The following is a 13,762-nucleotide window of genomic DNA, read 5'->3' as shown; positions in this document are numbered from 1 at the left end:
CCGTAACAGCAACCCGGGTTTTATTGTCTATATTATGGCTACTATCCTACTCAAAAGAATTTTAAAGTTTAAAATAAAATGCAAATTGATATTCAAAGTCGTGATGTATTCTATGTTTCTGACGGAACGGCCATAACATGTGAAACATTAGGGCACGTTGTTTTGGGTCAATTCCCGTTTAAAGCTAATGAAAAAACCTTCCCTTTTGTTGAAAGCCAAGACAAATTGACTGATTTGCTCAAGGAAATTGAAACTTCATACCAAAGCAATGGCATAAAGCCGTTAGTGTTTTTTTCGATGGTGATTCCTGAACTACGCCAAAAGCTCGTTGAATCAAACTCTTATAGTTATGACGTGTTAGAAAGCATAGTTCAGAAGGTGCAAGATGATATTCAGATGCAACCGAAACCAAAGTTGCAACGCTCTCGTAGTGTAGGCAGAGACTCTGATACCTACTTTGACCGCATTGCAGCTATCGAATATACCTTGGCGCATGATGATGGTGTTACCTTAAAAGGGCTGGAAGAGGCCGACATTATTCTGTTGGGTGTTTCTCGTAGCGGCAAAACACCAACCAGCTTGTACATGGCAATGCAGTTTGGTTTACGCGTCGTCAACTATCCGTTTATTGATGATGATTTAAAGAGAATGAAGTTATTACCTGAGTTTGAAATTCATCGCCATAAACTGTTTGGCTTAACAATTGACCCGCAGCGCTTAACCGAGATTCGTGAAAACAGACTGGCAGGGAGTGACTACGCGAGCAATGAGCAGTGTTTGCATGAGTTGCAAACGGTTGAAGCGTTGTTCCGCCGTGAAGCTATTCCTTACATCAACACCTCTTCTCTATCGGTAGAAGAGATTTCAACGAGGGTTTTGGAAAGAACGGGGCTAAGAAGACGCCTTCTTTAAATTTTAATTCGTTTCCGAATTTGGCGAAGGTGTTTATCTAAGTATTCTTTCAGTTGATGCCTTTGCTCTAACTGTCTCGAGATGAGCATATAGAATTTGGTTGCTTGCATATTCGGTACGGCGGTAGAAACTAACTCATCAGACATATAGTCGATACCCCAAATATCTTTCATAGCATGGATAATCTCCCGCCAGTTCAGATAGATATCGCACTCACCTTGTTTGACTTTCTCTAGGCAGTCATTAATAGAATGCCCCACGCGCACGATGTTGTTTAGCTGGAAACCAGAATAGTTATAGCCGTGATTGCCGCAGACATTGTACTGGGCAAGATCTTGGACATTTGAGATTTTCAATCCTTCAGGAAAACGTTTGGTGGAATATATATAGTGCGGTGTAATGGTGTAATACCAGTCAGTGTATAGGTAATCTTTGTTTCTTTGCTCGTTGAAAGATGCGCTTAGTGCTAAATCAAATTCACCATTTTTTGTGCCGCGCAGACACCGTGACCAAGAAGTCATAGTGATCTCATAGCTGATTCCCTTTTTAGTGAAAGCTTCGTTTAGTACATCGATATCATAACCCAAAGCTTTGTTATTATGTGTATAGGTGTAGGGAGGCCAGTCAATTGCATCTCCGCAAACGCGAATATGAGGTAGATTATCTTGAGGGGCTGCATGTCCTCCAAAACTGAGTAACAAGCTAAGAACAATAATTAAAGAATCAGTTATCCGAACCATCTTATAGCGTCCCTTAAGCACGATAACTTGAGTATAGCCAAGCTTCACCGCCCCATCTAAATTACCTAAGCTGCTGGATAAATGAGTGGGAAATCGAGCGTGGGATGTGGTGAAACAATAGAGTCGTAACCATATACACGCCTGATCATCTCGGGCTGTAAGGCTTCCCAAGGGGCATCGTCGCACACCAGTTTACCGTCATGGAGAACGATCAAACGGTCTGAGTATTGTGCTGCTAAGTTCAAGTCATGTAGAACCACAACAACTGCTGTATTGTGCTCATCCGCTAACCGACGAGCAATTTTTAATGTATTGTGCTGATGGGCAAGATCTAGCGCAGAAGTTGGTTCATCAAGCATGAGAATCTTATCCTCACCTGCGTGGTCAAGCTGTACTAAGACTCGTGCTAAATGAAGACGCTGCTTTTCGCCACCAGAGAGGGAAGGGTACAAGCGGTCACTTAAGTGAGTGACGTCCGTCATTTCCATGTACTTGTTAGCTAGCTTTTGTGCAGACTTGTTTGGCATGTTCAAAGGAATCGCCCCAAGTTCAACCACTTCATGGGCGAGAAATGGGAAGCTCAATGTACTGTGTTGTGGCAGCATTCCGAGGTGCTTAGCCAAATCAGCCGATTTCCATTGTTTTCGCGGCTGGTTGAAATAGCGAATGTCACAGCGTGACGGTATTTCTCCGCAAAGCAGTTTAAGCAATGTACTTTTGCCTGCGCCATTAGGTCCTAGAAGTGTGGTGACTTCTCCGGCTCGAATATCGATATTAATATCATCCAGTACCTTGCGAGCGCCGAACTTCATGGAAATATGCTTACCTGATAAAACAACTTTACTCATCAGATGATTTTTCCTTTTTGTTTGAAGAGTAGATAGATGAAGAAAGGCGCACCGATGAGTGCTGTAACAATACCAACAGGCAACTCCGCAGGAGCGACGGCAACGCGAGAGAACATATCGGCAAACGTAAGCAGTAAAGCGCCCATCAATGCCGAGATTGGTAATAGGGTTCGATGATCTGGGCCCGATAGTATTCTACCTAGATGAGGAATGACCAAGCCGATAAAGCCAATCATGCCAGAAACACTCACAGTGACACCAACACCAACCGCGGTTAACAGAATCAGCTGACGCTTCAAGCGTTGTACAGGAATACCCAGATGGTTGGCTTCCGCTTCACCTAGCAAAAGAGCGTTGAGTGACATCGCCTTACGCACAAATATGATCATCAATAAAATCAGCGTGATCGCACATAAGATGATGCTTGTCCAATTTGCGCCTGCCAATGATCCCATCGACCAGAGTGATAAGTCACGCAGCATTTGGTCATCGGCAATAAAGTTCATGTAACCGATCCCCGCACCAGATAGAGCACTAATCGCCACACCGGCTAACAGCATGATAGTCACAGATGTGCCCATCTTGCTTGTGCCTAGCTTATAGACAAGGATAGTCGTCAGTGCGCCGCCAAGAAAGGCGAATATAGGTACAGCGGCTAAATTCATGAACTGTGGGTATTGCTCACTGAGATCAGCAAACAGAACGATAGCTAACGCGGCACCCAATGACGCACCTGCTGAGACACCAATAATCCCGGGTTCAGCCAGAGGGTTGCGAAACAAACCTTGCATTACGGTACCGCAGATAGCAAGTATTGCACCTACCAGCATACATAAGATAGTGCGTGGAAAGCGTATTTCATGGATAACCAAATTCACATGTGGGGCTAATTGTTCTGAGCGGAACATAAGGCTTTGGACACTTTCCCAAAAGCCAATGTTCATAGGGCCAACAGTAACTGAACTGATCGCAGTAGCAACCAAGGCAATACCAAATATGGCAACAGCAGCGCTAAGCGGCAGGCGGCGTAAAAGCATAGTAGTGACTCGTTATTTGAGAATCTGGCTCAAGCGCTCAGCTTCAGACAGGCTTTTTAGTCCAAGCCCACCAACTAATGCGTGACCATCAATTTGAATAAACTGTTTGTTCTGTCCTGCTGGCGTTGCCGCGAGCATTGGCATTTTCTTCAATATTTCGTCGGCACCACCGAGTTTGTTGTAACTGCGCCCGCTGACCAAAATAATGTCTGGCTGCATTTCGACCATAGCTTCAGTTGAAAGCGGTTTATATGAACTTAACTGGCTAGCGGCTGGGTTTACACCACCTGCGAGTTCAATAATCGCGTTAGGTGTGGTATCACGCCCGGCAACGTTGGCAGGTCTACCTTCGTGAATAAGCAGGAACAGCACTTTTTTCGCTGATTTCCACTGGGATTTGTTCTTTTCTAAACGAGTAATCTGCTCTGTCACATGGTTTTTTAACTCGCTTGCTTGCTGCTCGGCTTGAGTCAGTGCAGCGATTTCGTCAATGCGCTCAATTAGGCCTTCTGGAGTTGGTTTTGTATTGACGATATCAACTTCTACACCTGCTGAGCGAAGCTGGCTGAGAGCCGTTTCTGGCCCCATCTCATCCGAGCCAATCAAGCGATTTGGGCCGAGAGCCAAAAGGCCTTCCGCTGATAAACGTCGGTGATAACCAATTTTAGGCAATTGCAATGAGCCTGGTAGTTCGCTAGTAACATCAACCGCGACCAGTTTATCTTGCTGATTTAAAGCGATAAGTAATTCTGTAACGGCACTTCCTGCACTGACAATTCTTTCGCTAGCGAATGATGTTGAAGCCATTAACGATAAAGAAATGGCTGTTACGGTTTTTAAAAAGGCTTTTTTATACATGTTGAACTCGATTAATTAGATTCTTCCGTGAGTAGCTGTGTCGCTTGAATACCGTTTTCTTGCAAAAAGGCGAGCAACTTCACTAGGTGCTGAACTTCGGCTGTTTTATCCGCACCTATCACGATGGGCTGTTTGTTAGATTTGTATTCTTCCAGTAACGCTAGGGTGAAATTCTCCCAGTCTATGTATTCTTTTCCATCAATTGCCCAGTGAGGTTCAGCCTCCAAGATATTGACGGTTAGGGATTTAGTATCCACTTCTGATACGACTTGAGAGTCAGTGGTCGGCAGGTCAACTTCAAGTGAGTCGAGCTTTACTGCTGCAGTGAGCATCAAAAACACCATCACAATAAAAATGATATCGAGAAGAGGTGTAAGATCAGGCGTTAATCCGAAGCGATTTTCTTCCTGCTTAACCTTGATCATGAACTCGCCTCAGTCGCTAAGTTCGATGATGGCTTTATTGTGGTTAAAGCGTTATCTGGCGACACATGCTGGAGGCTAATACCTTCCAACCATAGGTTTACGTAGTTAAGAGTGTGCTCTAATTTCGCCATGACTTTATCTGCCCATAAACCGAGAAGCTGGGCTCCGGCAATAGCGGGTAGTGCGATAAGTAGACCTGCGGCAGTGGTTCTCATTGCTAAGCCAAGTCCGTCTGCCAGATCATTAGGGGTAATGTTGCCTGTCGAGGCCGCGACGCCTTTAAACATCTCTATCAGACCTAATACTGTGCCTAGTAAGCCAATCAGTGGGCTAATTACCCCGATCAGTGTGAGCAGTCTTAGACCTGAATTTAGCTGGTGGCGTTTTTCCTGCAACCACATGCCCGCCGCGTCTTCACGCAAAGTCTTCGCAAATGAGTGGTGCGCAAGCAACATAGCCACACCTTTGTAGAGCAAAGGTCGGCGAGGTGAAAGTTTTTCAGCCAACGCCTCGATTTGATGGCTGTCTGTAGGACTAATTTGCTTTAGTTCGCTGCGAATGGCTCGTTTGCCAACACCTAGGCTAATCATGACTTGAAAAAGACGCTCGGCAATAATCATTAATGTTAGCGCTGAGCAGATGATCAATGGCCAAGCCATAAGACCTAATTGTTGTTGCAATTGCTGTAATTGTTCCATTATCGATCCAACTTAAAACGAACAGGGATTTGGACGCGATGAGCCATTTTTTGCCCATCGACAGAATGAGGTGAGAATCGCCATTTTTTGATAGCTGCCAATGCTGACTTGTCAAGCATGTCAGTGCCTGAAGATGAGATTAGGACTTGTTTAACCTGTTTACCATCTTCATCAAGCCAAATCTCATACAGGGCGATGCCTTCAATACCGCGTTTTCTCGCCAAGCGAGGATACTTGGGGGCTGAAGGGCGAGTGAGAAACGAAGGTCTGGTGACCATAACTGGTTGAGAACTTGCGCCCTGATTGACGAGTTGTGGCTGGGCTTTTGATTCGTGCTGTTTAGGCGCTTGTTTTTTTTCAACCACCTTTTGCGCAGTTTTTTCTTTTGGTTCGTCAGCCACAGGTTGTTTCTTCGGCACGGGTTTTGTTTTGGTGACCTTTTTTTCTACCTTGGGCTTATTCTTGACGATTTTCTTTTCAACTGACTTAGGTTGTTTTATTACCTTTTTAGGCTCATAAGGAGCTGGTTCTTTTTTACTCGGTTCTGGTTCAGCTTTTGGTTGTGATTGTGTTACCGGTTGTTCTATTGGCGTGGCAGGCTTTGTCGCGACTGCCTTAAAATTAATCGAAACAGAGCTTGATTGTGCCCCAGCTGGCATTGCAAAGGCTTTTGGCTCTTGTGCAACCAACACGAACGCAGCGTGGATAGCTAAAGAAATGCTACCTGCAATGGTGTATCGCTTGACGTTCACTAGAGTTCTCCATGATTCATATCGGTTACCAGACGGATTAGAATTATCACTCACAATGCAAATAAGATCAATTATCAATTGCATTATCATTACTGCCAATTTATGATCGCTACCAGTTTTTAAGAATTTAGCGTGAGGCTAGAGCTGACAAGCGCTGAGAGATTTATGAAATGCTAGATATTTATAAATTTGATGAATCAATTTTGGCGGCAGATACGCCTGATCCACTTCGATTTGCATTTGCCAAAAAGTCTTCCCCTCATGCAGGCGGTATGGCAGCCCCTTTATTGCCTGAACAGAAAGCTGAAATATTAAATAGACTCTATGCCTCACAAGGGAAAAAAAAAGATAAGCGCTGCTTATACATTCATATTCCATTTTGTCGAGTTCGCTGTACCTTTTGTAACTTTTTCCAAAATGCCGCTAGCCGAAAGCTTGTCGACGACTACTTCGAAGCCTTGATGGTTGAAATTAAGCACAAAGCAGCAATGCCTTGGACACAATCGGGGACATTTCACGCCGTTTATATCGGAGGTGGAACGCCCACAGACCTGTCGGCGGAGCAAATCGAGCGATTAGGCAAAGCCATTCGAGCGCATTTCCCTCTATCGACTGATTGTGAGATCACTCTAGAAGGACGAATTAATCGCTTTAGTAATGAAACGTTTGAGCGTGCTTTAGAGGGTGGTTTCAATCGGTTTTCATTCGGCATTCAGAGCTTCAATACTCAGGTTCGACGCAGTGCGAAACGCCTCGATGACCGAGATGCAGTACTAGAGCGTGTGAGCTCCTTAAGTGCCACTGACCAAGCGCCAATAATTTTAGACTTACTCTATGGTTTGCCTTACCAAACTTTAGAGGTGTTTGAGCAAGATCTGAACGATTTCATGTCGACAGGAGCTCACGGGTTAGATTTATACCAGTTAGTTGTTGGTGGTAACGCACCAATGTTAAACCTAGTGGAGAAAGGAAAGATCCCCGCGCCAGCAACAACGCCTGATAAAGCGTCAATGTACGAGCTAGGTTCCGCGTTTATGCAAAAACATCACATGCGACAGCTAAGCGTTAACCATTGGGCGGGAGACAGCCGTGAACGTAGCCAATACAACTCGTTAGCAAAAACCTATGCCGAGGTTTTACCTATTGGCTGCGGGGCAGGCGGCAACATCGGTGGCTACGGTATGATGAATCATCGAACACTAGAAACCTACATGACAGCAATGAAGTCTGGTGACTCACTAGTCGCGATGATGACTAAGCAGCACACGTTGGAACCGATTTTTTCTGTCCTGAAATCAGGCTTCGACCGCGGTGTTTTATCACGTGCGGCAATGCCACAATTCTTAGGCTTATCATCATTTGATTTCTTATTACCTTTATTCCACCACTGGCAAGAAAAAGGGCTAGTTCAAGTCGAAGGTGATTATCTCTCTTTAACTTTGGCTGGGCAATTTTGGGCAGTAAGCCTCGCTCAAGCTTGTATTCAAGTACTACAGTCAACGTATCAAGAAAAAAACGCGCTCGAATCAGTCGCGATGTAAACGGAAAAACTATGGAAGCACTAAAACAGCAGGTTGCTCAGCTTATCGAGCAAGAACCCACTCTATTACCCGCAGCCATTGCGGAGAAACTCAATGTCTCTGAATTTGAAGCGGTAGCGGCTTTACCTGAAGAAATGATTGCCCTAGTAGCTGGAGAGCAAGCTCAACATATCTTAGAGAGCTTGGTTGGATTCGGCCCTGTAACGACAATTGTTCATTCTTTTGGCTCAATCTTTGAAGTCAAAGCGCCGTTTCCTAAAGGGAAAGTAGCGCGTGGTTACTACAACTTGATGGGACGTGAAGGCGAACTGCATGGCCACTTGAAGCTAGATAATGTTAAGAACATTGCTTTAGTGAGCAAACCTTTCATGGGTAGAGAAAGCCACTACTTTGGTTTCTTCTGTGAAGCGGGAAATAACATATTTAAGATTTACCTAGGTCGTAATGAAAAGCGTGAATTGATTGAATCGCAGGTAGCGACATTCAAACAATGGCAGCAAGAGTTTAGAAAGTAATTCAGAATAATAATAGTAAGAGAAAGTTAGGAGCCTCAACATGGATCAACAAGTTAAACAAGAACGCCTTCAAGGACGTCTTGAGCCGGAAATTAAAGAGTTTCGCCAAGAGCGACGTACACTGCAACTGGCGACAGTCGATGAAAATGGTCGTCCAAACGTAAGCTACGCACCATATGTGCAAAACCAAGATGGCTATTTCGTGCTTATTTCTGAAATCGCTCGTCACGCGCGTAACCTACAGGTAAACCCGAATGTCTCGATCATGATGATTGAAGACGAAGACACCTCTAAGCAGCTATTTGCTCGTAAGCGTTTAACGTTTGATGCAGTGGCTTCTGTAGTCGAGCGTGATACCGAGCAGTGGACTCAAGTTGTTGCACAAATGCAGGGCCGATTCGGTGAAATCATCGAAGGTCTAAGCCAGCTACAAGACTTCGTTCTGTTTAACCTTAAAGCTGAGAAAGGCCTGTTCGTAAAAGGTTTTGGTCAGGCATATCAAGTTTCAGGTGATGACTTAGTAGATTTCGTTCATCTAGAAGAAGGGCATAAGAAGGTATCAAACGCTTAAATTTGTTTTAAATTTAAGAGCCTAGTAAGCTATTTCTATTCAAAGGAGCCACATTGGCTCCTTTATTTTTGCCAAGGATTTATAATGCGCCCTGTAAGTAAAGAGCATGGAGAGATCTGTTATCCGTTTATCTATGAAGATAGCCCTGTGTGTGATTTCGAAATTGCTGCTGATGAACTGTGTAGTCGAATCGGCTTAGTACTGACCATGGAATTAGACTCGCTGTGTCGTGATATTTTAAGCCGTATACAGCCAAATGTTTATCACTTGAACGGTTCTGTTCGAGGTAGATTAGCGATTGATGACCAGCAAGTCCAAGAGCTCTATCAAGACTATAACCTATTGCGAGATAAGTTAGATGGCGGGTTTCGAGGCTTTGTCCTTCCCGGCGGTCATCCCATTTCAGCAGAGCTGCACCTATGCCGAACTCAGGCAAAGAAAATAGTCCGCGCTTTGGTCGCTGTTGAACATTCCGGTAAAAAGTCCCCAGCGCCAATTTTATTCCGCTACGCTAACTTGCTCGCTAACGTGATGTACACATTAGCTTCTTACACCAATTTGCTTCATGAAGTTGAAGAAGTAGAGTTTGTCAGTCGCAGTTACTAAACGCAACATAAAGATAAGGGGAGGGGCTACACAGGCCCCTCATTGTTAGAAGCTAGAGCCTGGTTGTGTAAGGAACGCCACCTCTTCAGGACTGCTAGATCGCCCTAGAATGTCGTTGCGGTGAGGATAACGTCCAAATCTGTCAATGATCACCTTATGCTTCAGTTCAAACTCGTAATTGTTCTCCATTCCCGGGACGTTAAACAGCTCAACCGCTTGTTGATGGATGATCGCTGACTCACTGTGCATAAATGGCATATAGAGAAAGCTTCTTTGCTTGCTTTCTAACTCTTGGTCTAATCCGAGTGAGATTGCCTCTTGCGCGAGGGCGAGAGCCAAAGGATCTTGGGCAAATGCCCTGGGTGTATTACGATAGATATTGCGAGAAAACTGGTCTAGTACGATGACTTCAGCGAGTCGCCCTTGACTAGAGTCTCTCCACGCGAACAGTTCACTTTGGGCGGCACTATTAAGTAAATCTTCAAAGCGTGAAGTGATTGTCTTATCTAACTCTGAGCTGCTGACAAACCAGTCTTTTGGCTCTAATTCGTTGAACCAAAAATTTAGAACGTCTGTTGCATTGGGGAGTGTACTCATGATTCTATCCGTGTAATGAGGTGGGTCAACTGATGATGAATAAGAGTGGCGAGCTTTTCAACCCCAAGTTTCCAGTCTGGATTCGATAAAAAGTTGGAGCAGCTAAAGCGGATGCAATGTGAGTATTGTCCTGAGGTGTCAAAAATAGTTCCGGGTAAGATGCTGATTCCTAGCGATTTTGTTTGCTGATACAAGGCGTTGCTATCGAAACTACTTGGTAATGCGAGCCACAGTAAAAATGAACCTTGCGGCAAGAGTAACTTAAACTTTCCGTTTAAACTTGGGTATTGATTGAGGCAGTAGCTTAGCTGCTGATAAAACAGTTTAGTGTTACTTTGGTACAAACGCTTCATTCTTTGTACGTGTTGGCGGTACTTTCCTGAGCTAAGGAAATCAGCCACGGCAGATTGCATTAGATTCAGGCTGCCCATGTTGTCACACACAAGGAACTTTTCAATTTGCGCTTGGTATTGTCCTGCCAGTATCCAGCCGATACGCAAGCGAGAATCAAGCATCTTAGAAAGCGAATTCACGTAAATGACCCGATCTTGCGTATCAAGAGTCTTCAGTGGCGGGATCCCTTCATCAAATGCAAGTGCACCAAAAACGTCATCTTCAATAATGGGAATAGACCCAGTTACCTCTAGTAATTTCAAACGGTTGTCTAAAGGCATTCTCGCCCCGGTCGGATTGGTAAAGTTGGGGGTGACGAGCAGTGCTTTCACATCCCAGTTATCTAGTGCATCTTGCAATGACTGAGTATCGATACCAGTACGAGGACAGCTTGGAATCTCGACCACTTTCAGCCCTAATGATTCCATCAAAAGTAGGTTGCCAAAGTAACACGGTGACTCAACCGCAATGATGTCTCCTGCCTTGGTCAAAGCGCGAAGTGCTAAACTGATCGCTTGTTGGGCACCATGAGTAATGGCTATCTCATTTTTGCCAGCATTTACGCCGAGATCTTGGCTAATCTTAGTCAGGTGTTTGAGTAAAAGCTCGTTGCCAGGAGGCAGTTGATAGTGGCTTGGGGTATGGCTTTGACGTCGACTATGGCGACCTATTTCTGCATAAAGACTTTTAATCGCAGGCGTATCTATATTTGGATGAGCAGAACCTGTCGCCAAGAGCTCCTGTTGGTGTGAGTAAGTAAGGATCTCTTTGCAAACCGAAAGCAAATCAACGTTGTTCGGTGCATGTACCGACGGCGCTTGAGAGTGACGAGCAGACACGCGATAACCTGATTTAGGAACCGTATAGATCATGCCTTGTGCTTCGAGCTCTTGATAAGCACGAATGACGGTGTTTTTACTCACGGTTAATGTGTCGCTTAGTGAGCGAATCGAAGGTAGCTTATCTTCATCAGTCAACAAGCCAGTATCAATCTTCTGCCTGATGTATTGCTCAACCATCAGATACTTATTAGTCGCATTCATTAATCTGTACCCAAGAAATAATCCAAATCTGTATCTTTAAGCTTTTTCTGTACCTATTAAAGTAAACCTATATTAACAATTAGATCCAGAGGAAAGTTCATGTTAGTACGGCTCATCCCATTTGTGTTTGTTGTTCTTTGGGCTTCAGGCTTTGTTGGCGCAAGGTTTGGGCTTCAGTATGCCGAGCCCGCGACATTGCTTTCTTTACGTATGGTGCTGAATGTTGCCTTGTTCGCTGTTTTGATTGTGTTCTTACGTCGCCGATTACCAGCAGGTAAAGCTTTGCTGCATTGTGCTGTGGTTGGGGTACTTATTCATGGCTTCTATCTTGGCGGAACCTACCTCGCCATAGACCTAGGTATGCCTGCAGGGCTAAGTTCACTCTTGGTCGGTCTACAGCCAATATTAACGGCGCTAATATTAGTCTCTTTCGTTGGACAGTCGTTTAAGGCTTCTCAATGGTTGGGATTGGCGCTTGGCTTTGTCGGGATAAGTTTAGTCTTGATGGGCAAAGTAAGTTGGCAATCTGAAACGCACAAAACAGCGGCGATCATCCTTTGTTTGATCTCTTTGGTTGGTATCACCCTTGGCACCTTGTATCAGAAAAAATTCTGCCAAGGTGTCGACATGGTGGGTAGTGCGGCGGTTCAGTATTTTGCAGCGAGCCTGTTGTTTATCCCTTACGCGGTGGGTTTTGAATCCATGCAGGTGGATTGGAGTTTTTCATTTGTTCTTACCATGATTTGGCTAGTGGTCGTACTTTCATGTGTTGCGATTCTACTGCTGCTCTATATGGTAGAGCATGGGGCGGCATCCAGTGTGGCTTCCGTCTTTTACCTAGTACCGCCAACAACCGCAGTCCAAGCTTGGTTGATGTTTGGTGAGTCTTTCGATGGACTTGGTGTGCTTGGCTTTGCCTTTGCAGCTCTGGCGGTTTATTTGGTTGCCAAAGCGCCTGAGTTTAGCATCTTCAAGCGTAGAAAAGATAAAATCACTAATCCACACACTTTGTAGGTATTGGCAAATTTGGTGAAGGATCTATAATCCCGCTCCTTATTGTTGTTTGAGCTTTTTGTGTGAAAGAAAGTAGAAAACCAGGTCGAGTAGCTGCAATGAAAGGTATTATTGAGCAAGTAAAAAATACCTTACCTCTTTACGCGCCAGAAACGTTTGTGTGTGGCACCAAAGGTAATTGCGTCGGCTGTCCAAAGAAGTTGTTAGAAATGGTGGACTCTGAGATGAGTTATTGGGAGTCGGCGATAGATAGAGGTATCACTCCGCAGTTTGATGAGATTCGTCGATTTGGTAAAATGTGCTTAAGTGTTAAGCGCGGCTTAAGTCGAAACGGTCTAATTTAATTCCTCCTCCTCCTTTAGAACTGGCCATCCGTAGGCTAACTTTAGTATTAGATGGCAATTAGGGAGAGAACATTGTGAATCACAGTATCTCTATTCACCACTTGCTTGTGGCGCTTGCTGTTTGGTTATTTTCTCCAAGTGTGCTGAGCAACGAAAACGATCTGCGCGAAGTCTCGTTTTACACAGAGGCATATCCACCTGCCAATTTTCTGAAAGACGACATAATCACCGGCTACTCTGTCGAGATACTCATGGAGGCTAGCGCTTTAGTCGGAGAGCCTGTCACTTTGTCTCAGATGACGCTTCAGCCATGGGCGCGTTCTTATCGAACAGTATTGACGCACAAAAATTCCGTGTTGTTCTCCACGACGCGTTCTGAGCACCGAGAAAAACTGTTTCAGTGGGCAGGTCCAATTGTGGATATCAAAGTTGTAGTTCTGGCGCGCAAAGACGCCAATATCAAAGTTGATGACCCCCTTGATATGGCCCAGTACCGAATTGGTGTTATTCGTGATGATATAGGTGAGCAAAGCTTACTTGAGTTAGGCATTCCCCGTAACTCGATGCAAGAAGCCTCTTACGTAACCGTTCTTGCGGAACAACTAATGAAAAAGCGTATTGATTTGCTTGTATACGCTGAACGTGCAGCTTATTGGTGGTCGCGACAGGTGGGCGTAGATCCTGATATGTTTGAAGCCGTTTATGTGGTGAAAGAAGGGGATCTCTACTTTGCTGTCAACCGTAATACGGACAAAGAAATAGTCGATAAACTGCAAAAAGGGCTAGATCTGCTAAAACAAAAAGATGAATCAGGTAACAGCCGCTATCAACAAATACTCAATAAATATTAAGGACAGTATTTTGCTGT

17 protein-coding genes are annotated in these 13,762 nt (G+C 44.6%); 8 read left to right on the top strand and 9 right to left on the bottom strand.

The window, feature by feature from the left end:
- The first annotated feature begins 78 nt into the window (after window positions 1-78).
- Window positions 79-912: a posphoenolpyruvate synthetase regulatory kinase/phosphorylase PpsR gene (ppsR, locus tag ZX61_RS02870; RefSeq protein WP_049843204.1), complete on the top strand. Its 834-nt coding sequence runs from the start codon at window positions 79-81 to the stop codon at window positions 910-912.
- Here the strand turns inward: ppsR and ZX61_RS02865 are convergent.
- From ZX61_RS02865 to ZX61_RS02835, 7 genes are read right to left on the bottom strand one after another with little or no spacing between them, the layout of a single operon-like run.
- Window positions 909-1,700 (bottom strand): substrate-binding periplasmic protein, encoded by a 792-nt coding sequence (locus ZX61_RS02865; protein ID WP_235431285.1) that lies wholly within the window; start codon window positions 1,698-1,700, stop codon window positions 909-911. The two genes, ppsR and ZX61_RS02865, sit on opposite strands and share 4 nt — an antisense overlap.
- A gap of 17 nt (window positions 1,701-1,717) precedes the next feature.
- Window positions 1,718-2,500, bottom strand: a complete 783-nt coding sequence (locus ZX61_RS02860) for a heme ABC transporter ATP-binding protein (protein WP_049843203.1) — start codon at window positions 2,498-2,500, stop codon at window positions 1,718-1,720.
- Window positions 2,500-3,537, bottom strand: a complete 1,038-nt coding sequence (locus ZX61_RS02855) for a FecCD family ABC transporter permease (protein WP_049843202.1) — start codon at window positions 3,535-3,537, stop codon at window positions 2,500-2,502. The genes ZX61_RS02860 and ZX61_RS02855 overlap by 1 nt, the downstream gene beginning before the upstream one ends.
- A 12-nt stretch (window positions 3,538-3,549) precedes the next feature.
- The gene (locus ZX61_RS02850) at window positions 3,550-4,395 is read right to left on the bottom strand and encodes a heme/hemin ABC transporter substrate-binding protein (RefSeq protein WP_049843201.1); all 846 of its coding nucleotides are present in this window, start codon (window positions 4,393-4,395) and stop codon (window positions 3,550-3,552) included.
- A gap of 11 nt (window positions 4,396-4,406) precedes the next feature.
- The gene (locus ZX61_RS02845; RefSeq protein WP_049843200.1) at window positions 4,407-4,820 is read right to left on the bottom strand and encodes an ExbD/TolR family protein; all 414 of its coding nucleotides are present in this window, start codon (window positions 4,818-4,820) and stop codon (window positions 4,407-4,409) included.
- Window positions 4,817-5,518 carry a MotA/TolQ/ExbB proton channel family protein gene (locus tag ZX61_RS02840; RefSeq protein ID WP_049843199.1) on the bottom strand — a complete coding sequence of 234 codons (702 nt, stop codon included), beginning with the start codon at window positions 5,516-5,518 and terminating at the stop codon, window positions 4,817-4,819. The genes ZX61_RS02845 and ZX61_RS02840 overlap by 4 nt, the downstream gene beginning before the upstream one ends.
- A complete protein-coding gene (locus tag ZX61_RS02835; protein ID WP_049843198.1) occupies window positions 5,518-6,270 on the bottom strand; it encodes an energy transducer TonB in 753 nt (250 codons plus the stop codon). Before ZX61_RS02835 ends, ZX61_RS02840 begins: the two co-directional genes overlap by 1 nt.
- Before the next feature lie 170 nt (window positions 6,271-6,440).
- Here ZX61_RS02835 and hutW point away from each other — a divergent pair, with 170 nt between their 5' ends.
- From hutW to ZX61_RS02815, 4 genes are all read left to right on the top strand, one after another.
- Window positions 6,441-7,811 (top strand): heme anaerobic degradation radical SAM methyltransferase ChuW/HutW, encoded by a 1,371-nt coding sequence (hutW, locus tag ZX61_RS02830; RefSeq protein WP_049843197.1) that lies wholly within the window; start codon window positions 6,441-6,443, stop codon window positions 7,809-7,811.
- 11 nt (window positions 7,812-7,822) lie between these two features.
- Window positions 7,823-8,326 (top strand): heme utilization cystosolic carrier protein HutX, encoded by a 504-nt coding sequence (gene hutX / locus ZX61_RS02825; protein WP_049843196.1) that lies wholly within the window; start codon window positions 7,823-7,825, stop codon window positions 8,324-8,326.
- 40 nt (window positions 8,327-8,366) lie between these two features.
- Window positions 8,367-8,897, top strand: coding sequence for a heme utilization protein HutZ (gene hutZ / locus ZX61_RS02820; protein WP_049843195.1), 531 nt, complete (start codon window positions 8,367-8,369; stop codon window positions 8,895-8,897).
- A gap of 84 nt (window positions 8,898-8,981) precedes the next feature.
- Window positions 8,982-9,503, top strand: a complete 522-nt coding sequence (locus tag ZX61_RS02815) for an ATP:cob(I)alamin adenosyltransferase (protein WP_049843194.1) — start codon at window positions 8,982-8,984, stop codon at window positions 9,501-9,503.
- A gap of 45 nt (window positions 9,504-9,548) precedes the next feature.
- Here ZX61_RS02815 and ZX61_RS02810 read toward each other — a convergent pair whose 3' ends face one another.
- Complete coding sequence (locus ZX61_RS02810) at window positions 9,549-10,100, bottom strand: DUF924 family protein (RefSeq protein ID WP_049843193.1); 552 nt, start codon at window positions 10,098-10,100, stop codon at window positions 9,549-9,551.
- The gene (locus tag ZX61_RS02805; RefSeq protein ID WP_049843192.1) at window positions 10,097-11,536 is read right to left on the bottom strand and encodes an aminotransferase-like domain-containing protein; all 1,440 of its coding nucleotides are present in this window, start codon (window positions 11,534-11,536) and stop codon (window positions 10,097-10,099) included. Before ZX61_RS02805 ends, ZX61_RS02810 begins: the two co-directional genes overlap by 4 nt.
- 99 nt (window positions 11,537-11,635) lie before the next feature.
- Between ZX61_RS02805 and ZX61_RS02800 the strand changes: the two genes are divergently transcribed.
- The 3 genes from ZX61_RS02800 to ZX61_RS02790 all read left to right on the top strand — a co-directional run bounded on the left by ZX61_RS02800 (window position 11,636) and on the right by ZX61_RS02790 (window position 13,745).
- The gene (locus ZX61_RS02800; protein ID WP_049843191.1) at window positions 11,636-12,550 is read left to right on the top strand and encodes a DMT family transporter; all 915 of its coding nucleotides are present in this window, start codon (window positions 11,636-11,638) and stop codon (window positions 12,548-12,550) included.
- Window positions 12,551-12,648: 98 nt separating this feature from the next.
- The gene (locus ZX61_RS02795) at window positions 12,649-12,894 is read left to right on the top strand and encodes a hypothetical protein (protein WP_049843440.1); all 246 of its coding nucleotides are present in this window, start codon (window positions 12,649-12,651) and stop codon (window positions 12,892-12,894) included.
- A gap of 74 nt (window positions 12,895-12,968) precedes the next feature.
- Window positions 12,969-13,745 carry a substrate-binding periplasmic protein gene (locus ZX61_RS02790; RefSeq protein ID WP_049843190.1) on the top strand — a complete coding sequence of 259 codons (777 nt, stop codon included), beginning with the start codon at window positions 12,969-12,971 and terminating at the stop codon, window positions 13,743-13,745.
- Window positions 13,746-13,762: the final 17 nt, after the last annotated feature.

The sequence above is a fragment of the Vibrio sp. VPAP30 genome (assembly GCF_001188205.1).
GTDB lineage: Bacteria > Pseudomonadota > Gammaproteobacteria > Enterobacterales > Vibrionaceae > Vibrio > Vibrio bivalvicida.
Note: the sequence above shows the minus strand (reverse complement) of the source record. Positions and strands in the feature narration are given on the sequence as shown.

Coding starts and splice junctions, on each gene's coding strand:
- ZX61_RS02810 (WP_049843193.1), bottom strand. CDS start 10,100: ATGAGTACACTCCCCAATGCAACAGACGTTCTAAATTTTTGGTTCAAC.
- ZX61_RS02845 (WP_049843200.1), bottom strand. CDS start 4,820: ATGATCAAGGTTAAGCAGGAAGAAAATCGCTTCGGATTAACGCCTGAT.
- ZX61_RS02840 (WP_049843199.1), bottom strand. CDS start 5,518: ATGGAACAATTACAGCAATTGCAACAACAATTAGGTCTTATGGCTTGG.
- hutX (WP_049843196.1), top strand. CDS start 7,823: ATGGAAGCACTAAAACAGCAGGTTGCTCAGCTTATCGAGCAAGAACCC.
- ZX61_RS02850 (WP_049843201.1), bottom strand. CDS start 4,395: ATGTATAAAAAAGCCTTTTTAAAAACCGTAACAGCCATTTCTTTATCG.
- ZX61_RS02800 (WP_049843191.1), top strand. CDS start 11,636: ATGTTAGTACGGCTCATCCCATTTGTGTTTGTTGTTCTTTGGGCTTCA.
- ZX61_RS02805 (WP_049843192.1), bottom strand. CDS start 11,536: ATGAATGCGACTAATAAGTATCTGATGGTTGAGCAATACATCAGGCAG.
- hutW (WP_049843197.1), top strand. CDS start 6,441: ATGCTAGATATTTATAAATTTGATGAATCAATTTTGGCGGCAGATACG.
- ZX61_RS02860 (WP_049843203.1), bottom strand. CDS start 2,500: ATGAGTAAAGTTGTTTTATCAGGTAAGCATATTTCCATGAAGTTCGGC.
- ZX61_RS02795 (WP_049843440.1), top strand. CDS start 12,649: ATGAAAGGTATTATTGAGCAAGTAAAAAATACCTTACCTCTTTACGCG.
- ZX61_RS02855 (WP_049843202.1), bottom strand. CDS start 3,537: ATGCTTTTACGCCGCCTGCCGCTTAGCGCTGCTGTTGCCATATTTGGT.
- hutZ (WP_049843195.1), top strand. CDS start 8,367: ATGGATCAACAAGTTAAACAAGAACGCCTTCAAGGACGTCTTGAGCCG.
- ZX61_RS02815 (WP_049843194.1), top strand. CDS start 8,982: ATGCGCCCTGTAAGTAAAGAGCATGGAGAGATCTGTTATCCGTTTATC.
- ppsR (WP_049843204.1), top strand. CDS start 79: ATGCAAATTGATATTCAAAGTCGTGATGTATTCTATGTTTCTGACGGA.